Source organism: Massilia sp. BHUDP2 (assembly GCF_046236355.1).
Lineage (GTDB): Bacteria > Pseudomonadota > Gammaproteobacteria > Burkholderiales > Burkholderiaceae_D > Telluria > Telluria varians.
On record NZ_JBJUVW010000001.1, the window covers coordinates 1,954,254 to 1,975,347 of the forward strand.

Consider the following 21,094-nt stretch of genomic DNA (forward strand, 5'->3'; position numbering starts at 1 on the left):
TCTCGATTCCTGAGCTGCCGATCGACGCCGCCGGAAACGTCCAGCCTCCGCCGCCACGCTCAGGCGGCATCCTCCAAGTACAACATTCGGCCGTCGACATCCAGGATCGAGCTGGGCAAGCGCCGCAACCAGGCAGGCAGAAAAATATCATCATGGACGTCGGGCTCGGCCTGCTCGAGCAGCGCGAGGCCCCTCGCACCCGTGCAAAAAATGCATAGCAGCCTTGCATCGTTTTAAGTTGCACGATGACATGAGGATATGAAAATATCTACAACATAAATTCTAAAGTCTGAGTTAGTTAATAAAGACACGGAGACCGACCCATGCCCCACGACAGCCTTCCCCGCAGCGCCCCCGGCTGAACGCCAGCCCTGACCATCCGCTTCACCGTTTTTTGTTTCATCCGCCAGTCGCAATCCGAGCAGACGCAGATTGCGGGATTGGCCGCGCCTGCGACGTCAGCCGCAGGCGGATGCGCAGCCTGCACCCGCGCGTCGGCTGGCTGGTCGACACCATGACGGCAGGCCTGGCCTGACGCTTCCGGGCCGTTGCGGGCGCATCCGCGCCCGATTCAATCCAGTTCGCAACGCAGGACCGGGTGTAGAGCGCACCCGGAATATCGCAGTTCCAACCGAGGATCAAGCATGTCCGAGCAATCACCGTGGTTTTTCATCGTTCACTGGCTTCGGCTGTACTTTGGCGCCAACCTTCTGTTCTCCGGCATCCGCTACGCGGCTACCGGCTTTGTTCCGGAAATTCCGGGTGTCGGCGGCGAGTGGGTCCAGGCCAACGCAAATATCTACCTGTATCAATTCATCAAGTACCTGGAAATCGTGACCGGCGCGATGCTGTGTCTTAACCGCTATCCCTTGTTGGCACTCATCCTCCAGTTTCCCGCCTCGATCAACATATTCTGGCTCAATACATTCATCGTCGGCACCCCGCGCCAGCTGTTCTCGGGACCGCAGGAGCTGTTCATGAACGGCTCACTGCTGCTGGCCTACAGTGGCTGGATGGCTGCGGCGCTCAAGCCGAAGCTCGAGCCGCTCTGGTTGTGGCGAGGAGACCTGGCCTACCGGCCCGGCATCGAGAGCCGCCTCGTCGGCGCTGCCAATAACAGCAGCGTGAACACCACGACCGGCGGGATGAAACGCACAAACGGTCCCTGGATCGCCATTGCGGCCTGCGCAGGCCTGACCGCAGTGGCGTATATCGGTTCGACCGGACTGTTCTACGCCGACTTCAGGGAGATTCGCAATCGGGACCTGGTGGGGTATGCCGTGGCATGGATTGGCATGCTCTACATGATGGCACGCCGCCGCGGCCCTGGACGCGGTCCACGCCCATAAAAAATGGCGACCCGAGGGTCGCCATTTAAACGCTAGAAATTCTAGTTTGTTTACTCGTAGTCGCTGATCGGCGCGCAACCGCAGAACAGGTTACGGTCGCCGTACACGTTGTCCGCACGGCCGACCGGCGGCCAGTATTTCTTCTTGCGCAGCGAGGCCACCGGGAAGGCCGCCACTTCGCGCGAGTAGGTATGGGCCCATTCGTCGGCCGTCACCACCTCGGCGGTGTGCGGAGCGCCCTTGAGCGGGTTGTCCATCTTGTCGTACTCGCCGCGCTCGACCTTCACGATCTCGGCGTGGATGGTGATCATCGCCTCGATGAAGCGGTCCAGCTCGGCCTTCGACTCCGACTCGGTCGGCTCGATCATGAGGGTGCCCGGCACCGGGAAGCTCATGGTCGGGGCGTGGAAGCCGAAGTCCATCAGGCGCTTGGCCACGTCTTCGTTCGAGATGCCGGTCTTGTCCTGCAGCGGGCGCAGATCGATGATGCACTCGTGCGCGACCAGGCCGTCGTGGCCGGTGTACAGCACCGGGTAGTGCGGCGCCAGGCGGCGCGCGATGTAGTTGGCGTTCAGGATCGCCACTTCGGTCGCGGCGGTCAGGCCCGACGCGCCCATCATCGCGATGTACATCCACGAGATCGGCAGGATCGAGGCCGAGCCGTAGGCGGCCGCGCTGACCGCGCCGATGCCCGCTTCGTTACGGACGTAGCCGGTCGACAGCTGGTTCGGCAGGAACGGGGCCAGGTGGGCGCCGACGCCGATCGGGCCGACGCCCGGGCCGCCACCGCCGTGCGGGATGCAGAAGGTCTTGTGCAGGTTCAGGTGGCTGACGTCGCCGCCGAAGGCGCCCGGCGCGGCCACGCCGACCATCGCGTTCATGTTGGCGCCGTCCACGTAGACCTGGCCGCCGTGCTGGTGCACGATCTCGCACAGTTCGCGGATACCCTCTTCGAACACGCCGTGGGTCGACGGGTAGGTGACCATGACGCAGGCCAGGTCCTTGCTGTACTGCTCGGCCTTGGCCTTCAGGTCGGCCAGGTCGACGTTGCCGTTCTCGTCGCAAGCGGTGACCACGACCTTCATGCCGACCATGCTGGCCGACGCCGGGTTGGTGCCGTGCGCCGAGGACGGGATCAGGCAGATGTTGCGGTGGCCTTCGCCGCGCGACTGGTGGTATTTCTGGATCACCAGCAGGCCCGCGTACTCGCCCTGCGAGCCGGCGTTCGGCTGCAGCGAGATCGCGGCGTAGCCGGTGGCGGCGCACAGCATGGCTTCCAGCTGGGCGATCATCTCGCGGTAGCCGACGGTCTGGTCGCTAGGCGCGAACGGGTGGATGTTCGAGAACTCCGGCCAGGTGACCGGGATCATTTCCGAGGTCGCGTTCAGCTTCATGGTGCAGGAGCCGAGCGGGATCATGGTGCGGTCCAGCGCCAGGTCCTTGTCCGCCAGACTACGCAGGTAGCGCAGCATCTCGTGCTCGGCGTGGTAGCGGTGGAAGGTCGGGTGGGTCAGGTAGTCGGTGGTGCGGGCCAGTGCGGCCGGGAAGGCGTCCTCTACGCCCGCATCCAGCGCGTCGATGTCCACGGTCTTGCCGTTGCCGAAGATGGCGAACAGGGCAGCCAGGTCGTCGCGGGTGGTGGTTTCGTCCAGCGAGATGCCGACGTGGCCGTCGTCGATGCGGCGCAGGTTGATGCCGGCCGCTTCGGCGGCGGCGTGCAGCGCTTGCGCATCGCCCTTGACGGTCAGGGTGTCGAACCAGGTGGTGTTCAGGACTTCGGCGCCGAGCTGCTTCAGGCCGGCGGCCAGGACCGCGGTCTGGCGGTGCACGCGCTGGGCGATGCGCTTCAGGCCCTGCGGGCCGTGGTAGACCGCGTACATGCCGGCCATCACGGCCAGCAGCACCTGGGCGGTACAGATGTTCGAGGTCGCCTTCTCGCGGCGGATGTGCTGTTCGCGGGTCTGCAGCGCCAGGCGGTAAGCCTGGTTGCCCTGGGCGTCGACGGTCACGCCGACCAGGCGGCCAGCCATGGAGCGCTTGTATTCGTCGCGGGTGGCCAGGTAGCCGGCGTGCGGGCCGCCGAAACCGAGCGGCACGCCGAAGCGCTGGCTGTTGCCGACGACCACGTCGGCGCCCCAGGCGCCCGGCGCTTCCAGCATCGTCAGGGCCAGCAGGTCGGCGGCCACGACGACCATCGCGCCGGCGGCATGCAGGTGTTCCACGGCCGCGCGGTAGTCGCGGACTTCGCCGTTCACGCCCGGGTACTGCAGCAGCACGCCGAAGCAGGTCTCTTCCAGCTTCTCGATCTCGCCCGCGGCAATCACGCGCACTTCGACGCCAATCGGCTCGGCGCGGGTGCGCACCACTTCCAGGGTCTGCGGCAGCACGTCGTCGGCCACGTAGAACACCTTGGAGGCCGACTTGCCGACGCGCTGCAGCAGGGTCATGGCTTCGGCGGCGGCGGTGCCTTCGTCCAGCATCGACGAGTTGGCGATGCCCATGCCGGTCAGGTCCGTGATCATCTGCTGGAAGTTCAGGATCGCTTCCAGGCGGCCCTGCGAGATCTCCGGCTGGTACGGGGTGTAGGCGGTGTACCAGGCCGGGTTCTCGAAGATGTTGCGCAGGATGACCTTCGGGGTGTGGGTGCCGTAGTAGCCCTGGCCGATCATCGACTTCATGACCTTGTTCTTCGAGGCCAGCGCACGCAGGGTTTCAAGCGCCTGTTCTTCGCTGCGCGGTTCGACGAACTGGCCCAGGTCCATCGTGTCCTGGCGGCGGATGTTCGCGGGCACGACGGCGTCGATCAGGGCGGCGCGCGAGGCGTAGCCCAGGGTCGACAGCATGGCTGCCTGTTCGGAGTCGGACGGGCCGATGTGGCGCGGGATGAAGGAATCGCGCGCTTCGAGTTGGGTGAGGCTGGTGCGGGTCATGGTCAAAGTCTGGAGAGATCGGGCGCGGGGATCGGGCGCCGCTGTGAAGGAGATCGGGTAGATCGGGACGGATCCGTCAAACAAAAGGTGCGCCCGAAGGCGCACCCGTACTACTTATTAGTTGCCAGTGGTCTTGCCGTAGGCGTCGGCATCCAGCAGCTTGTCGACTGCGCCGGCGTCGCTCGGGGCCAGCTTGAACAGCCAGGCGCCGTAGGCATCCTGGTTGATCGAGTCCGGCGCGTCGGCCACCGACTGGTTCACGGCGGTGACGGTGCCCGAGACCGGGGCGTAGATGTCGCTGGCGGCCTTGACCGACTCGACCACCGCGGCGTCGTCGCCGGCGGTGAATGCCTTGCCGACCTGCGGCAGTTCGACGAACACGATGTCGCCCAGTGCGTCCTGCGCGTACTCGGTGATGCCGACGGTCAGGCTGCCGTCGGCCTCGCGGCGCACCCACTCGTGGGACTCGGTGTATTTCAGGTCGGTTGGAATGTTCATGTAAGGCTCCAGTTTGGTGAGGCGGGTAGTATAAACGGTTCTTTTGATTATTCTGTATCAGGAAGCGAGGACCTTGCCGTTACGCACGAACGGCAGCTTCACCACGCTGGCAGCCAGTTTCTTGTCGCGGATTTCCACGTGCACGGTGTCGCCCACGGCCACGTCCAGCGGCACGCGCGCCAGGGCGATCGCCTGCTGCATGCTCGGGCTGAAGGTGCCGCTGGTGATTTCGCCCGCGTTGCCGGAAGCGGCGACGACCTTCTGGTGGGCGCGCAGGATGCCGCCTTTCTCGCGCAGGATCAGGCCGACGAAGTTGGCCTGCTGGCCCTTGGCCTGCAGCGCGCTCTTGCCGATGAAGTCGCGCTCCGAGACCAGGTCGATGGTCCAGCCCAGGCCTGCGTCCAGCGGATTGATATTGTCGTCCATGTCCTGGCCGTACAGGTTCATGCCCGCTTCCAGGCGCAGGGTGTCGCGCGCGCCCAGGCCGGCCGGCTTGACGCCGGCGTCCTTCAGGGCGTTCCACAGGGCTTCGACCTGCGAGGCCGGAACGCCGATCTCGAAGCCGTCCTCGCCGGTATAGCCGGTGCGCGCGACCATCGCTTCGCCGAACGCGGTGTCCGGTACGATCACGACGTTGAAGGGCTTCAGGGATTCGGAAGCGGCCTGGGTCTCGGGCAGCACCTGCCAGACCTTGGCGCGCGCGTTCGGGCCCTGCACGGCGACCAGGGCGATCGGATCAGGATTTTCTTCGCTGCGGTCGCGGCGCTGGGTGATGGCGACGCCGGATCCGGTCGCATCATTCTGTTGCGCCATCCAGGCCACGTCCTTCTCGGCGGTGCCGGCGTTGACCACCAGGCGGAACCAGTCTTCGCTGAAGTAATAGACGATCAGGTCGTCGATCACGCCGCCTTCGGGATTGAGCATGCAGGAGTAGAGCGCCTTGCCGGGAACCTGGAGCTTGTCGACGTTGTTGGCCAGCAGGCCGCGCAGGAAGGCGCGCACATTGGCGCCTTTCAGGTCCACGACGCACATGTGCGAGACGTCGAACATGCCGGCATCAAGGCGGACGGCGTTGTGCTCTTCGATCTGGGAGCCGTAGTTGACCGGCATGTCCCAGCCGCCGAAGTCGACCATCTTGGCTCCGAGGGAGCGGTGTGCGGAATTGAGCGGGGTCGCTTTGAGCGTCATGGAATCCTCGGGCAGTGAATAGGGGTGCGTGCACCGTTGCCGGTGCCTGTATCCCCTCTGTCCTTGGTACCTGAGAGATAGCGGCATGCGCCGCCTGCCCCTTCGGTGGGCCCCGTGTTGGCGGGGCCGCTCTCCAGAGTGTGAGCCGGCCGCGCCTTGCGCTGCCGTTCCCTGACCAGTCCGTTTGCCTGAGAGTTTGTGGGTAGTGCCCCTTCGGCGGCAGCTGATTCTGCGCTCTCCCGGTCAAGACTGTGGAGGATATGCCAGCATTGATGCGGTGTCAACCGAGGAGGGCCCTTCCATAGGGGGAATTGGCGCTTGCCAAAAAGAATTGCTGCGCACTATTGGTGCGCCCGATGGCCGGACCTGCGGGCGCGTTTTGCTACACTTATCCCACACACTTTGCAGTGGGAAAAACTATGAGCGAAGACAAAGCACAGAAGGTCAAGGAAGCCTGGTTCACGCTGTCGGGCGACGTCAACAGCGACATGGTGCACCGTGTGTTCGAAGCGGTGTCGATGATGACCGAGGATGGCATCGAGACGGCCCATGTCCTGGTGCAGTCGAACGGCGGCTACGTCAGCGATGGCCTGTGCCTGTACAACTTCCTGGCGAACTCGCCCATCAAGTTCGTTATGTACAACGGCGGGGCGGTGGCCTCGATCGCGGTCATCCTCTACCTGTCCGGCAACGAGCGCTACTGCAGCGACACGGCACGCTTCATGGTGCACAAGTCGCACGCGACGGCCTCGCCCGGCTCGCGGCCGGATGCGCTGAACATCATCGTCGAAGGCCTGCGCGCCGACGACGCGCGTACCGAGTCGATCCTGCGCAAATGCATCGAGCTGACGCCGGAGCAGTGGGCCATCCACCAGTACTCCGACCTGCACCTGAACTCGCGCGATGCCAAGACCGCGGGGCTGGTCAACGACATCCGGGACTTCCGTCCGCCCAAGGGCGGCATGCTGCGCAATATCTGAAGCCGTAAAAGAAAAGCCCATCGCGGCTGCGACGGGCTGGCGACAATCCTGGTCGTGGGCAGGCCGGGCCTGCCGCGCGCTCAGCGCTTCTTGTCGTTCTTGTGGCTTTGACGGCCGGCTTCGGCGTGCTGCTCCGGGGTGCCGCCGCGGGTGCCGCCGCTGCCGCCCGAGCGCGAGCCCGAGCCGGAACCCGATTGCTTGCTGCCGCCCTGGCGGCCTGCTTCGGCGTGCTGCTGCGAGCTGCCGCCTTGCTTCGATTTACCTTGGGCCATGATCATTTCCTTTCAATGTGGGGAAAGTGTCTTGCATGCCGAGCTGTGGAACCTTACCGCAGCATTTCCGGTCGAGCCATCATGCGTTTCGTATTGATGAACCGGTATCAGACCGCGGCGTGATCCAGTGTAGGACAGGCGCCGACGTTCTCAAGGCATTATTTTCTGGCGTGTGGCGCCGAAACCTGCCGTTTGCCTGCATCAAGCCAGAACCCGCTCATTTCTTATTGCCATGTGGAAATATTGTGGCACAATGGGATGATCGTGAATACCGCCCAGACACCCGCCCTCCGCAAGGCCGCCAGCGCGCAGCAGGCGACGTTGGACGAGCTCGTCGCCATCGCGGCCGGCCGTGCTGCCGACGGCCTCGCCGACATGGCGAAGCGCATGACGGCCGTGTTGCTGGACATGACCAGCGCCGGCCACGACCTGCAGGCCGTGGGGCGGCGCATCCGTTCCGGCAACCTGTTGCAGGAGAATACCTACGCCTTCGTGCACCTGGCGTCGACCGCTATCGAGCTGGCCCTGCGCAAGGAGGTGGCGCTGCTGGCGCCGGCGAGCAGGGCGGCCGCGCCAGCGCCCCTGACGCTGAGCCTGGTGCCGATGGAGGAAATCGATAGCCAGCTGGCCTTCGCCGCCATCAGCCGGCCTTTCGACATCCAGCAGTCGGAACGGCTCGCCAGCCTCGGCGTGCGCCTGGGCCTGCTGCTCGGGCGCGAGCTGGTGCGCGCCAGCCACAATCCCTTTCGCCCCGAAGTCTTCCTGCGCGCGCTGCAGGAGGCCTGGTGCGAGTTCGAGCCCGACGAGGCGGCGCACGCGCTGATCGTGCCGCTGCTGCGTACCGGGGTCGTGTTCGACTTCACGCCCATCCTCGAAGCCCTTAACGACAGGCTCAAGCCGGCCCGTGTCCGGGAGGAGCGTTTCGCCAAGACCGACGACAGTGCCGCCGCCAGGGCCGCGCGGGCGCGCCGCGACGCCGCCGTGTCGCAGGGGTTGCGCCAGCTGTTCGGTGCGGCCGAGGCGGCTGCCGGCGCCGAGCTCGACATCCCCCTGATCCCCGAGTTGCCGCAGGGCGGCGGCTGGCGCCCGAGTGCGGCGGCCGGCTTCGCCGGCGCCATGCCGCTCGGCGGCGGCCAGCCTGTGCCGGCGCCAAGCGCAGCGGCGGCGCCGCTGATCGAGGTGCTGGAAAAGCTGGCCGGCGCCGTACCCGCGCCAGGTCCCCAGACGGGGCCGGCTGCCGGCCCGCACGAGGTGTTCTACCTGCCGCGCCTGAAACAGAGCCTGCCTCGCGGCAGCCTGTCGCGCGGCGACGAGACCACGCTCGACCTGCTGTCGCGCATCTTCGAGACCGTCCTGCTCGACGAGTCGATTCCGCAGGAGACGCGCGAGCTGATCGCCTTCCTCCAGGTGCCGGTGCTGAAGGCGGCGCTGAAGGACCGCAGCTTCTTCTTCGAAGACGCGCACCCGGCGCGGCGCATGCTCGACCTGCTGTCGAACGCCGGCTGGGAACGGCCTGCCAGTGCCGAGGACCCGGTCTACCGGGCGATGCAGCGCGGCGTCGACAAGGTGCGCCGGGAGGCGCAGCCCGACGCTTTCGCCGCCGCCGTGGCCGACCTGGAGGCCAGCATCGCCGAGCGCGAACAGCTGGAAGCGGCCGCGATCGCCGGCCCGATCGCCCTGGCGACCCGCCAGGAAAAACAGGCCGCCGCCGCCCGTTCGGCAAACAAGGCGGTGTCGCTGCGCCTGGCCGGCGAACAGGTGGTGGCGCTGGTCGGCACTTTCCTGGAGCAGCGCTGGACCCCGGTCCTGACGCTCGCCTACACCATCGAGGATAGCAAGCCGGGCGCGGTGGACAATGCCACCCGCGCCATGGACGACCTGATCTGGAGCGTCAAGCCCAAGGCGACCCAGGAACAGCGCAAGGCGCTCATCAAGCGCCTGCCGGCCCTGCTCACCACCCTCAACAAGTGGCTGGATGCCGTCAAGTGGCAAGATGCCGAGCGCCTGCAGTTCTTCGCCGCCCTGGCCGACTGCCACGCCACCATCGTGCGCGCCCCGATCGAGCTGTCGCCCGAGCGCCAGCTGGAGCTGGCGGTGGAGGCCGCCCAGCAGGACGCGCTGCGCCGCGTCGCCCAGGAACAGGTCGAGGCCGCCGAACAGGAATGCGCCCTTGACCCCGCCGGCGCGCTGCTCGCCAGCCTGGAGCGCGGCATGCGGGTCGAGTTCAAGGGCGCGCTGGGCGTGCGCAAGGTCCGCCTGGCCTGGGTCAGTCCGCTGCGCACGCTCTTCATCTTCTCCGGTGCCAGCCGCCAGGAGGCCTTCTCGCTGCCGGCCGAGCGCCTGGCCGAGGCGTTCCGCACCGGCAGCATCCGCGTGCTGGCCGCCGAGGGCGTGGTCGGACGCGTGCTGGGCGAGGCGGTCGGGCAGGGCGCCATGAACGATCCGGGTCGCGAACCCGTCCCTGCGGCGCGCGCCGGCTGAGTTCCTCGGCATCCGGCAAGAAATTGCTGGGTTCGCAAGACTTCTTCTTGGCCGAAAAGCAATCAACAAATGGTATGATTGGATCTTTGACGACTCTCCAACCCTAGCCGAAGCAACGTGCGCCTTTCATCCATCAAATTGTCGGGATTTAAGTCTTTCGTCGATCCCACCAATTTCCAGGTGCCCGGCCAGCTCGTCGGCGTGGTCGGCCCCAACGGCTGCGGCAAGTCGAACATCATCGATGCCGTGCGCTGGGTGCTGGGCGAATCCAAGGCGTCCGAGCTGCGCGGCGAGTCGATGCAGGACGTGATCTTCAACGGCTCCACCTACCGCAAACCTGCCGGACGCGCCTCGGTCGAACTGGTGTTCGACAACAGCGCCGGCAAGGCGGCGGGGCAGTGGGGCCAGTATGCCGAGATCGCGGTCAAGCGCACCCTCACGCGCGACGGCACCTCCACCTACTACATCAACGGTCAACCGGTACGGCGGCGCGACATCCAGGACATCTTCCTCGGCACCGGCCTGGGGCCGCGCGCCTACGCCATCATCGGCCAGGGCATGATCGCTCGCATCATCGAGTCGCGCCCGGAAGAGCTGCGCGTCTTCCTCGAAGAGGCGGCCGGGGTGTCGAAGTACAAGGAGCGCCGGCGCGAGACCGAGAACCGGCTTTCGGACACGCGCGAGAACCTGCTGCGGGTCGAGGACATCCTGCGCGAGCTGAACGCCAACCTGGAAAAGCTGGAAGCCCAGGCGGCGGTCGCCAACCGCTTCCACCAGTTGCAGGCCGACCAGGAAGAAAAGCAAAAGCTCCTGTGGCTGCTGCGCAAGAACGAAGCCAAGGCCGAGCAGGTCCGTTATTTCCGCGAGGTGGAAGAGGCGCAGACCGCGCTGGAAGCCCAGACCGCCAAGCTGCGTAACGTCGAGCTCGAACTGGAGAACATGCGCCAGGCGCACTTCAGTATCGGCGACCGCCTGCACACGGCGCAGGGCGCCCTGTACCAGACCAATTCCGAGATCGGCAGCCTGGAGGCCCAGATCAAGTTCGTGGTCGAGTCGCGCACCCGCCTGCAGAACCAGCTCGGCACCCTGGGCGCGCAGCGCGACCAGTGGCTGGCGCAGCGCCAGGAATACGAGGAGCAGCTCGGTGAAGCCGAGATCACGCTGGAAGAACTCGGCGCGCGCGCCGAAGGCGCCCAGATTGCGGTGGAAAGCCATGGCGAACGGGTGCCGGAGCTGGAAGCCGCCTGGCGCCAGGCCCAGGAGCGGGCGAACGAATCGCGCGCTCGCATCATGCAGGTCCAGCAGCGCATCGAACTGGCCAGCGCCCACCAGCGCAATGCCGCCAACATCCTCACCAGCCTGGCCGCACGGCGCGAGCGCCTGCAGCAGGAGCGCAACGGCCTGAACCTGCCGGACAGCGCCACCCTCGACAACCTGCGCCTGCAACTGGAAGAAAAGCAGCTGGCGCTGGAAGAGCAGACCATGCTGCTCGAGGAGGCATCGGGGCGCCAGGACGCCGTCGAGCAGGAGCGCAAGGACGCCCACGCGCAGGTCCAGCAGGAGTCCAGCGCAACGGCCCAGCTGGAAGCGCGCCTGGGCGCGCTGCGCCAGGTGCAGGATCGGGTGCAAACCCAGGGCAAGGTCCAGCCCTGGCTGGAAAAGCACGAACTCTCGGGCCTGCCGCGCCTGTGGCAGAAGCTCGACATCGAGGAAGGCTGGGAAACCGCGCTGGAAGCCGTGCTGCGCGAGCGTTCCGGCGCACTGGAAGTGTCGAACCTGGACTGGGCCAAGGCCTTCTTCAGCGACGCGCCGCCGGCGCGCCTGGCCCTGTATTCGCCGGCGCCGGCCACAGCGCTGCCCGCCGATACGCCGGGCCTGAAACCCTTCGCCAGCCTGCTGCGCCTGAACGACCCGGGCCTGCGCGGGGTGCTGAACGACTGGCTGCACCACGTCTACGTGGCCCAGGACGCCGCCGAGGCCTTTGCCGGGCGCGGCCGGCTGCCGCAGGGCGGCGCTTTCGTGACGCGCCAGGGCCACCTGGTCACGGCCTCCTCGGTGCGTTTCCATGCGCCGGACGCGGAGCAGGACGGCATGCTGGCGCGCCAGCACGAGATCGAGAACATCGGCAAGCAGCTGCGCGCCCAGGCCCTGCTGCTGGACGAAGCGAAGAGCCGCGCCACCCGCGCCGACGCGGCGGTCAGCGAGCTGACGCGCCGGCTGGGGGATGCGCGCCAGCGTTCCGGCACGCTGCAGCGCGAAGTGCATGCGCTGCAGATCGAGGTGCTCAAGCAAAGCGAGATCGAGGCGCGCTTCAACCAGCGCAGCGGCCAGATCGCCGCCGACCTGTCCGAGATCGCGGCCCAGGAGGCCGAGCAGCGGCAAGCGGCTGCGGAAGCCGAGCAGGAATTCGAGCAGCTCGACATGGAACTGGCCGAACTGCAGGGCAGCCACGAGGACGGCCAGACCGCCTTCATGGAAAAGGAGCAGCTGCTCGCGGACGCGCGCCAGAAACTGCGCGACCTCGAACGCGGCGCCCAGGAAGCCCAGTTCGCCGAGCGCTCCCAGCGCAGCAAGATCGAGGAACTGCGCCGCAATATCGCCACCGCCTCCAGCCAGGCCGAGCAGGTCAGCGCCAGCCTGGGCGCGGGCCGGCTGGAACTGGAAGCGCTCGAGTCCGGCACCGCCCACGAGGGCTTGCAGGAACTGCTCGAGCGCCGCAGCACGCAGGAGCGCGCGCTGGCCGACGCCCGCCACGAGCTCGACCAGATCACCCAGCAGCTGCGCCAGCTCGAGGAAATGCGCATGGGGAACGAGCGCAGCCTGCAGCCGCAGCGCGACCGCATCACCGAGATGCAGCTGAAGGAGCAGGCCGCGCGCTTGAACCAGGAGCAGTTCGCCGAGGCGCTGGCCACCACCGGCGCGGTCGAATCCGAGCTGGCGGAAAAACTCACGCCGGACATGAAGCCGCAGTACCTGCAGGGCGAGGTCACGCGCCTGACCAATGCCATCGGCGCCCTTGGGGCGGTGAACCTGGCCGCGGTGGACGAGCTGGCCCAGGCGACCGAGCGCAAGCGCTACCTCGACTCGCAGAACAACGACCTGCAAGAAGCCATCAATACGCTGGAAGACGCGATCCACCGCATCGACCGCGAGACCCGCGAGCTGCTGCAGGACACCTTCGACCGCGTCAACACCCATTTCTCGGAGCTGTTCCCGATCCTGTTCGGCGGCGGCCAGGCCAGGCTGGTGATGACCGGCGAGGAGATCCTGGATTCCGGCGTGCAGGTGATGGCCCAGCCGCCGGGCAAGAAGAACGCCACCATCCACCTGCTGTCGGGCGGAGAGAAGGCGCTCACCGCCACCGCGCTGGTGTTCTCGATGTTCCGCCTGAACCCGGCGCCGTTCTGCCTGCTCGACGAGGTCGACGCGCCGCTGGACGATGCCAATACCGAGCGCTTCTGCCGCATGGTGAAGCGCATGTCGGACCATACCCAATTCCTCTTCATCTCGCACAACAAGATCGCGATGGAGATGGCCAACCAACTGATCGGTGTGACGATGCAGGAGCAGGGCGTATCGCGCATCGTGGCGGTGGACATGGAGTCCGCCGCACATTTCGCAACTGAGGCACAAGCAGCATGACTGATTTCCAAATGAGCCTGATCGCGGCGGCCGGCGTGTTCGTCGGCGGTGTCGTCGTCTACAACAAGTGGCAGGAATACCGTGCCCGTAAAAGCGTCGAACGCGCGTTCACATCGGAGCATGACGATGTCCTGATGCGCAGCGGCGAGAGCCCGCTCGAGGGCGCTGCGACCGAACGCGGCCTGGTGGAGCGGCAGGAACCGGTGCTCGACCTCGGCGCCGAAACTCCGCTGGCGCCGCTGGACCTCGATCCGGGCGTGCCGCATGACAGCATCGCGCCGGTGGCGGCAGCTCCAGTCGAGCCCGCGCCGGCAAGCGGCCCGCGCACCCCGACCACGATCGCTTCGCTGGCCCCGGCCATGCCGCTCCCGGAAGGCAAGCCGCCCGCGGAACTGGCCGAGAGCCTGGTCGACCCGCTGATCGATTGCATCATCCCGCTGAACTTCGAAGGCGCCCTGCGCGGCGACAAGATCCTGCCCGCGCTCTCGAAGCTGCGCCGCGTCGGAAACAAGCCGATCCACTACGTCGGCTTCGCCGTCAGCGGCGACTGGGAGCCGATCGTGCACGGCGGCGTGTACACCAAGCTGCAGGCCGGCGTGCAGATGGCCACCCGCACCACGGCCCTGAACGAAATCGAATACTCGGAACTCGTCACCCGTCTGCGCGCGGTGGCCGATGAAATCGGCGCCGAGCCGGAAGTGCCGGACATGATCGAGGTGATGAGCGAAGCGCGCACGCTGCACCGCTTCGTCGCCGGCCACGACGCCCAGCTGGGCGTGAACCTGGCCGCCAACGGCGCTCCGTGGGCGATCTCGACCCTGATCCAGGCGCTGGAAAAGCAGGGCTTCGACGTGCGTCCGGACGGCAAGTTCTCGATGCCCGACGGCCAGGGCGGCGTGCTGTTCACGCTGTCGACCAACGTCACCCTGGGCGCCGACACCACCAACCGCCTGACCCTGCTGCTGGACGTGCCCTGCGTCGCCCCGAGCCGCGACGGCTTCGGCGCCATGGTCAAGTGCGCCAAGGAGCTGACCCAGCGCCTGGACGCCACCATCGTCGACGACTTCGAGCAGCCGCTGCTCGATCCGGCACTGGAAGAGATCAAGGGACAGGTCGCCGAGTTCTACGAAGAGATGGACGCCTCCGACATCCCGGCCGGCTCCACCCGCGCACTGCGCCTGTTCGTCTGAGGCGAGCATGACGGTGCCACAGGAAGTCCTCGACCGGATGGCTTGGCTGGTCAAGGAGCTGAACCGCCACATCTACAACTACCACGTGCTCGATGCGCCGACCATCCCGGACGCCGAGTACGACCGCCTGTTCAAGGAACTGCAGGACCTGGAAAGCGCGCATCCCCAGGCGGTGAGCAACGACTCGCCGACCTCGCGTGTGGGCGCCGCGCCGATCCCCGAGTTCAAGCAGGTGACGCACGCGGTGCCGATGCTCTCGCTGAACAACGGCTTCATGGACGAAGACGTCGAGAACTTCGACCGCCGCGTGCGCGAAGGCCTGGAAGCGAAGCAAGTGGGCTATTCGGCCGAACTGAAGTTCGACGGCCTGGCGATCAGCCTGCGCTACGAGAACGGCGTGTTCGTGCAGGCCGCCACCCGCGGCGACGGCTACACCGGCGAGGACGTGACGGCCAACATCCGCACCGTCAGGGTCATCCCGCTGCGCCTGCACGGCGACGATGTCCCTGCCGTGCTGGAAGTGCGCGGCGAAGTGCTGATGTTCAAGGACGATTTCAATCGCTTGAACGGGCGCCAGCGCGACGCCGGACACAAGGAATTCGCCAACCCGCGCAACGCGGCCGCGGGCAGCCTGCGCCAGCTGGACGCGCGCATCACGGCACAGCGCAAGCTGCGTTTCTTCGCCTACGGCATCGGCTTCTTGGCGGGCGCCGAGCTGCCGGAATCGCATTCGGCGGTGCTCGACTGGTTCGACCGCCTCGGCCTGCCGGTCTCGAAAGAGCGCGCGGTGGTCACCGGCTGCGACGGCCTGCTCGGCTACTACCGCAGCATCGGCGAACGCCGCGCCAGCCTGCCGTATGAGATCGACGGCGTGGTGTACAAGGTCGACCGCGTGGCCGACCAGGCCCAGCTTGGCTTCGTGTCGCGCGCGCCGCGCTTCGCGCTGGCCCACAAGTTCCCGGCCGAGGAAGCCCTGACCGTGGTATCGGCGATCGACGTGCAGGTCGGCCGTACCGGCGCGATCACGCCGGTGGCGCGCCTGGTTCCCGTCTCGGTGGGCGGGGTGACCGTCACCAACGCCACCCTGCACAACGAGGACGAGGTGTTGCGCAAGGACGTGCGCGTGGGTGACACCGTGATCGTGCGCCGCGCCGGCGACGTCATTCCGGAAGTGCTGTCCGTGGTGCTGGAGCGCCGTCCAAGCCCGGAGCCTGTGCCATACAAGCTGCCGGACACCTGCCCGGTGTGCGGCTCGCACGTGGTGCGCGAAGAAGGCGAGGCGGTGGCGCGCTGCTCGGGCGGGCTGACCTGCGCTGCCCAGCGCAAGGAAGCCATCCGGCATTTCGCGGGCCGGCGCATGATGGACATCGAAGGCCTGGGCGACCGCTACATCGACAGCCTGGTCGAGTGCAGCCTGATCCACGGCGTGGCGGACCTGTACAAGCTCACGCTTGACGACCTGCTCAAGATGAAACGCCTGGCCGACGAGCGCGACGGCACGACGCCGGAGACCGTCAAGCAGGGCAAGGTCGCCACCAAGTGGGCCGACAACCTGCTCGCTGCCATCGCGGCCAGCAAGAATCCGCCATTGGAACGCCTGCTGTTCGCGCTCGGCATCCGCCACGTGGGCGAGTCGACCGCCAAGACCCTGGCCGACTGGCTGGGACGCTTCGAGCTGGTGCGCCAGGCCCCGGCGGCGCTGCTGCGCGTGCTGCCCGACATCGGCGGCACCGTGGCCGAAGCCATTGCCGAGTTCTTCGCGGAAGAAAAGAACCAGCGCGAGATCGACGCGCTCCTCGCAGCCGGCGTGGCGCCGCGGGGCGAGCATCCGCCACGCGCGCAGCTGCGCGAAAAGCTGGAAGAGGTCAACCTGCTGGCGGCGCTCGGCATCCCGAAGCTGACCGAGGCGCGTGCGCGTCAGTTGCTTGCCGCCGGCCAGACCCTGGAGTCGCTGGCGCACCTGAACGTGTTCGGCGTGTTCGGCCTGCCGGCAACGGTCGCCGCCGCGCTGGAGGAATGGATGGCGCAGCCCGGCCATCGCGAGCAGCTCGCCGCGCTGGCCCGGCTGCGCGCCGAACTGCTGGCCCAGCTGCCGGAACAGGCCGCGGCCGAGGGCATCCTCGCGGGCAAGACCTTCGTGCTGACCGGGACCTTGCCGACCATGAGCCGCGAGGCTGCGGGCGCCCTGATCGAGGCGGCCGGCGGCAAGGTGTCGGGCTCGGTATCGAAGAAGACTTCCTATGTCGTGGCCGGCGCCGAGGCGGGCAGCAAGCTCGCCAAGGCGGAAGAACTGGGCGTAAGCATCCTTGACGAAGCAGGCCTGCTCGCGCTGCTCAACTCCTGAAAGAAGAAGAACATGACCCTGATTCGCAAAGCAGTCTTCCCCGTCGCCGGCCTCGGCAGCCGCTTCCTTCCCGCCACCAAGGCGCAGCCGAAGGAGATGCTGCCGATCGTGGACAAACCGCTGATCCAGTACGCCGTGGAAGAAGCCGTGGCGGCGGGCATCACCGAACTGGTCTTCATCACCGGCCGTAACAAGCGCGCCATCGAGGACCATTTCGACAAGGCCTACGAGCTCGAGTCGGTGCTGGAAGCGGCCGGCAAGGAAGCCCTGCTCGAGACGGTGCGCGGAGTGATCCCGAAGAACGTCAACTGCATCTACATTCGCCAGTCGGCACCGCTTGGCCTGGGCCACGCGGTCCTGTGCGCCCGCCCGGTGGTGGGCAACGAGCCCTTCGCCGTGCTGCTGGCGGACGACTTCATGGATACCGACCCAGGGAAGAAGCCGGTGCTGGCCCAGATGACCGACCTGTATGCCTACGAGCGCTCCAGCATCCTGGCGGTGCAGGACGTCCCGCGCGAGAACACGCGCCAGTACGGCATCGTCAGCGCATCGAGCTACCGTTCGAACCTGGAACTGGTGTCGGACATCGTCGAGAAGCCGGCCCCGGAAGTGGCGCCGTCGACGCTGGCGGTGGTCGGCCGCTACGTGCTGTCGGGCTCGATCTTCGACTACCTCGAGAACCTCGGCACCGGCGCCGGCGGCGAGATCCAGCTGACCGACGGCATCGCCGCGCTGATGCAGGCCGAGCGCGTGCTGGCCTACCGCTACGACGGCCAGCGCTACGACTGCGGCTCCAAGCTCGGTTACCTGGAAGCGACCGCCGCGATCGGCCTGAAGCATCCGGAAACCGCCGCCGGTTTCCGCGCCCACCTCGCGGCGCTGTGCGAGCAGGACAAGCTTCGGTGAGCGTGCGCCCCATCCTGCGCATGGGTGACCCGCGCCTGCTGCGCGTGGCCGAACCCGTGCGCGAATTCGACACGCCCGAGCTGCACGCCCTGGTCCATGACATGTTCGAGACCATGCACGCCGCCAATGGCGCAGGCCTGGCGGCGCCGCAGATCGGCGTCAACCTGCAATTGGTGATCTATGGCTTCGCGAAGAACGGGCGCTATCCGGACGCCCCGCCGGTGCCGGAGACGGTGCTGATCAATCCCGTCCTCACGCCTCTGTCCGAAGAAATGGAAGAGGGCTTCGAGGGCTGCCTGTCGGTCCCGGGCCTGCGCGGCAGCGTACCGCGCCATACGAAGCTGCATTACGAAGGCTTTGACCAGTACGGCAAGCCGATTCGCCGCGACGCCGAAGGCTTCCATGCGCGCGTGGTGCAGCACGAGGTCGACCACCTGCACGGCATCCTGTACCCGATGCGCATCCGCGACTTTTCCCGCTTCGGCTTCACCGAAGTGATGTTCCCCGACCTCGATCCGAAGGCCGACGACTGATGCGTGTCCTCTTCCTTTCCCTGCTGGCGCTGGCGACGCCCCTGGCCCAGGCCGATGATTTGTTGACGAAGATCGACACGGCGCCCAGGAGCGAGTTCTGGCTCGACACCGGCTTCGCCACCGCCCACTTCGACAGCGACAAGGACCTGAACGGCGCCAACAAGGGCCTCGGCGCCGAATACCGCTTCAACGGCGCCACGGCCGCCACGCTCGGGCGCTTCTACAACAGCGACCGCCAATGGTCGAACTACGCGGGAGTGATCTGGCAGCCGTATGCGCTGGGGCCGGTGCGCCTCGGGTTGGCGATCGCGGCCTTCGACGGCTATCCGAACATGCGCGACGGCGGCTGGTTCCCGGCGGCGATTCCGACGCTGACCTACGAGTACCAGCGGGTGGGCCTCAACGTCGGCATTATTCCGTCGTACAAGGACCGGCTGTATGGTGGGGTGTCGTTCCAGCTCAAGTTCAAGCTGTTGTAGGGTGGGCGGGTTCCCCGCCCACGCGGTGATAGTTGCGATATGAACAGCCGCGCGGGCTGCAGGACTGTGATTTGACCGCGTGGGCGGAAGACCCGCCCACCCTACGATAATTACAACTCTTTGGGGTAAGGGCTTTTGCCCCCATCCGCAATGAAGGCATCGATGCGCTGCTGCAGCACCGGCAGCGGCACCGACCCCAGCTGCAGCACGGTATCGTGGAAGTTCCGGATGTCGAACTTCGCCCCCAGCGCCTTCTCAGCCCGCGCCCGTGCTTCCTGGATCGCCATCTGCCCCAGGTAATAGGACAGCGCCTGGCCCGGCCAGGAGATGTAGCGGTCCACTTCGGTCTCGACCTCGTGCTTGGCCAGCGCCGTGTTCTCCATCAGGTAGGCCTGGGCCTGCTCGCGGGTCCAGCCCTTGGCGTGGATGCCGGTGTCGACCACCAGGCGCGAGGCGCGCCAGGCCTGGTAGCTCAGCATGCCGAAGTGCTCGTACGGCGTCTCGTAGATGCCCATCTCCACGCCCAGGCGTTCCGAATACAGGGCCCAGCCTTCGCCGAAGGCCGAGATGTAGGCGCGGCGGAAGTTCGGCACGCCTTTCTGCTCCAGCGCCACCGGCATCTGGAAGGCGTGGCCGGGTGCCGATTCGTGCAGGGTCAGCGCCGGCAGGCTGTAGAGCGCGCGCGCCGGCAGGTTGTAGGTATTGACCCAGTACGAGCCGGCGCCGCCGCGGCCGGCGGTGTAGAAGGGCGCCTGGTCGTCCGGCACCGGCAGGATCGCGAAGCGGCGGCGCGGCAGGTAGCCGAAATACTGGTCGGCCTTGGCGTCGAACTTCTTGGCAGTCCAGGCCGCGTGCATCAGCAGTTCCTTGGGCGTCTTCGCGTAGAACTGCGGGTCGGTGCGCAGGAAAGCCAGGAAGGCCGGCAAGTCGCCCTTGAAGTCCACCTTTTTCATGGTCTCGTGCATCTCGGCGCGGATCTTCGCCATCTCGGCCAGGCCGACGGCGTGGATCTGGTCCGCCGTCATGTTCGTGGTGGTGAATTCGACGATCTTCGACTGGTAGTAGGCTTTCCCGCCGGGCATGCTTTCGGCGGCCAGCGTGGTCCGGGCCTTCGGCAGGTATTCGGTGCGGAAGAAGGCCAGCACTTTCGCATACGCCGGCTGGACCTGCTCGCGGATCACGCTTGCTGCCTGGGCGCGCAGCGCCTCCTGCTCGGCTGCCGGCACGGCGGCCGGGAAGTTCTTGAACGGGGTGAAGAAGACCGTTTCTTCCGGGGTCCTGGCCTCGGCGATCGGCACCAGCGCCACGTCGCGGCCCTTCAGCGTGACCTGCGGCGGCGTGAAGCCGCGCGCCAGGCCGGCGCGCATGTTGGCGGTCTCCTGCTCGAAATAATCGGGCAGGGCGGCCAGCTGCTTCAGGTAGTTGCGGTAGTCCTCGAGTGTCTTGAAGGGACGGCGCGCGCCGAAGGTGACGTTGGTCCAGAACGCGCTGTCGGCGTTGACCGGCTGCTCGTACTCGCGGAAGCGCAGCGCGTCGGCCAGCGCCGCGATCTGGGCCCGGTAGACGGCGTAGTTGATGCGCTCATCCGGCGACAGCTCGGCCGGCTTGATACTGTCGAGTTCCTTCAGGATGCCTTCCCAGTAGCGGCGCCGCGCTTCTTGCGCAGCAGCATCGACACGCGCGATGCTCGCGCTGACGCCGCGCTCGTCCTCGGCACGGGCGAGCCGTTCCGTGACGCGCCATTTCCACTCTTTCGTGTAGATTGTCTTGAAGCGCGCATCGGCGCTCGTTGCGGCCTGCGCCGGCGACATCGCCACGGCCAGTACGACACAGGCCGTCGACAGGACGGCACCCAATTTTTTTTCCATCGTTCACCCGCTAATGATGAGCAGCATTGCTCGGCGAGGGCTATTCTATAGCGGGCTTGGGCCGAATTGACACTACTGAACATGTTTCTCGACGAACCCAGGCGATTTTTCCAGTTTGCTAGATCGACACGCTATAATGTCCAATGCACCGGGGGATCCGTTCATTCGTCCCCGCTGCGGGCCAGCGCCAGCCCACCAGACCCACACAACCACCAGCGGCATTCATTGTTCAACGACGAAGACATGACGAATAGTACGGGCGCACCGGACCCATCCGCTGGGAGCAGAGCCTTGCTGCTGCCCTGGCGGCGGATCGCCCAGCATCTCTGCCCACTGATTGGGGAAAGTGGCTTTTGCGCCCTGTTTGGCCGTGCCGTACATGTGATCGGCCCCGACCATGCATGGCTCGCGCCCCAGCACCCCTGCAGGGCGCC

14 protein-coding genes and 2 riboswitches are annotated in these 21,094 nt (G+C 66.7%); of the genes, 9 read left to right on the forward strand and 5 right to left on the reverse strand.

The window, feature by feature from the left end; all coding sequences use genetic code 11:
• The first annotated feature begins 644 nt into the window (after positions 1-644).
• A complete protein-coding gene (locus ACK6C6_RS08920) occupies positions 645-1,349 on the forward strand; it encodes a hypothetical protein (protein WP_409266961.1) in 705 nt (234 codons plus the stop codon).
• 50 nt (positions 1,350-1,399) lie between these two features.
• Here ACK6C6_RS08920 and gcvP read toward each other — a convergent pair whose 3' ends face one another.
• The 3 genes from gcvP to gcvT form a co-directional block, all read right to left on the reverse strand.
• Complete coding sequence (gene gcvP, locus ACK6C6_RS08925) at positions 1,400-4,279, reverse strand: aminomethyl-transferring glycine dehydrogenase (protein ID WP_409266963.1); 2,880 nt, start codon at positions 4,277-4,279, stop codon at positions 1,400-1,402.
• Between the two features lie 117 nt (positions 4,280-4,396).
• Positions 4,397-4,777 (reverse strand): glycine cleavage system protein GcvH, encoded by a 381-nt coding sequence (gene gcvH / locus ACK6C6_RS08930; RefSeq protein ID WP_027865340.1) that lies wholly within the window; start codon positions 4,775-4,777, stop codon positions 4,397-4,399.
• Positions 4,778-4,834: 57 nt separating this feature from the next.
• The gene (gene gcvT / locus ACK6C6_RS08935; protein ID WP_409266965.1) at positions 4,835-5,965 is read right to left on the reverse strand and encodes a glycine cleavage system aminomethyltransferase GcvT; all 1,131 of its coding nucleotides are present in this window, start codon (positions 5,963-5,965) and stop codon (positions 4,835-4,837) included.
• Positions 5,966-6,012: 47 nt separating this feature from the next.
• A riboswitch (glycine riboswitch) is annotated at positions 6,013-6,112 on the reverse strand.
• A gap of 19 nt (positions 6,113-6,131) precedes the next feature.
• Positions 6,132-6,217: riboswitch (glycine riboswitch) on the reverse strand.
• 167 nt (positions 6,218-6,384) lie between these two features.
• On the opposite strand from gcvT, the gene ACK6C6_RS08940 reads away from it, so the two are divergent.
• A complete protein-coding gene (locus tag ACK6C6_RS08940; protein ID WP_409266967.1) occupies positions 6,385-6,945 on the forward strand; it encodes an ATP-dependent Clp protease proteolytic subunit in 561 nt (186 codons plus the stop codon).
• A gap of 80 nt (positions 6,946-7,025) precedes the next feature.
• On the opposite strand, the gene ACK6C6_RS08945 is transcribed toward ACK6C6_RS08940, so the two are convergent.
• Entirely contained in the window at positions 7,026-7,217 is a 192-nt protein-coding gene (locus ACK6C6_RS08945; protein ID WP_409266969.1) for a hypothetical protein, read from the reverse strand.
• Positions 7,218-7,475: 258 nt separating this feature from the next.
• On the opposite strand from ACK6C6_RS08945, the gene ACK6C6_RS08950 reads away from it, so the two are divergent.
• From ACK6C6_RS08950 to ACK6C6_RS08980, 7 genes are all read left to right on the forward strand, one after another.
• Complete coding sequence (locus tag ACK6C6_RS08950; RefSeq protein ID WP_409266970.1) at positions 7,476-9,698, forward strand: DUF1631 family protein; 2,223 nt, start codon at positions 7,476-7,478, stop codon at positions 9,696-9,698.
• A 117-nt stretch (positions 9,699-9,815) separates the two neighbouring features.
• Entirely contained in the window at positions 9,816-13,340 is a 3,525-nt protein-coding gene (smc, locus tag ACK6C6_RS08955; protein WP_409266971.1) for a chromosome segregation protein SMC, read from the forward strand.
• Positions 13,337-14,530, forward strand: coding sequence for a cell division protein ZipA C-terminal FtsZ-binding domain-containing protein (locus ACK6C6_RS08960; protein WP_409266972.1), 1,194 nt, complete (start codon positions 13,337-13,339; stop codon positions 14,528-14,530). The genes smc and ACK6C6_RS08960 overlap by 4 nt, the downstream gene beginning before the upstream one ends.
• Positions 14,531-14,537: 7 nt before the next feature.
• Positions 14,538-16,874 (forward strand): NAD-dependent DNA ligase LigA, encoded by a 2,337-nt coding sequence (gene ligA / locus ACK6C6_RS08965; protein ID WP_409266973.1) that lies wholly within the window; start codon positions 14,538-14,540, stop codon positions 16,872-16,874.
• Positions 16,875-16,886: 12 nt separating this feature from the next.
• Entirely contained in the window at positions 16,887-17,780 is an 894-nt protein-coding gene (gene galU / locus ACK6C6_RS08970) for a UTP--glucose-1-phosphate uridylyltransferase GalU (protein ID WP_409266975.1), read from the forward strand.
• Complete coding sequence (gene def / locus ACK6C6_RS08975; protein WP_409266976.1) at positions 17,777-18,313, forward strand: peptide deformylase; 537 nt, start codon at positions 17,777-17,779, stop codon at positions 18,311-18,313. Before galU ends, def begins: the two co-directional genes overlap by 4 nt.
• A complete protein-coding gene (locus tag ACK6C6_RS08980; RefSeq protein ID WP_409266978.1) occupies positions 18,313-18,792 on the forward strand; it encodes a hypothetical protein in 480 nt (159 codons plus the stop codon). The genes def and ACK6C6_RS08980 overlap by 1 nt, the downstream gene beginning before the upstream one ends.
• A 110-nt stretch (positions 18,793-18,902) precedes the next feature.
• Here the strand turns inward: ACK6C6_RS08980 and ACK6C6_RS08985 are convergent, their stop codons facing one another.
• Positions 18,903-20,648, reverse strand: a complete 1,746-nt coding sequence (locus tag ACK6C6_RS08985; RefSeq protein WP_409266979.1) for a DUF885 domain-containing protein — start codon at positions 20,646-20,648, stop codon at positions 18,903-18,905.
• Positions 20,649-21,094 lie beyond the last annotated feature (446 nt).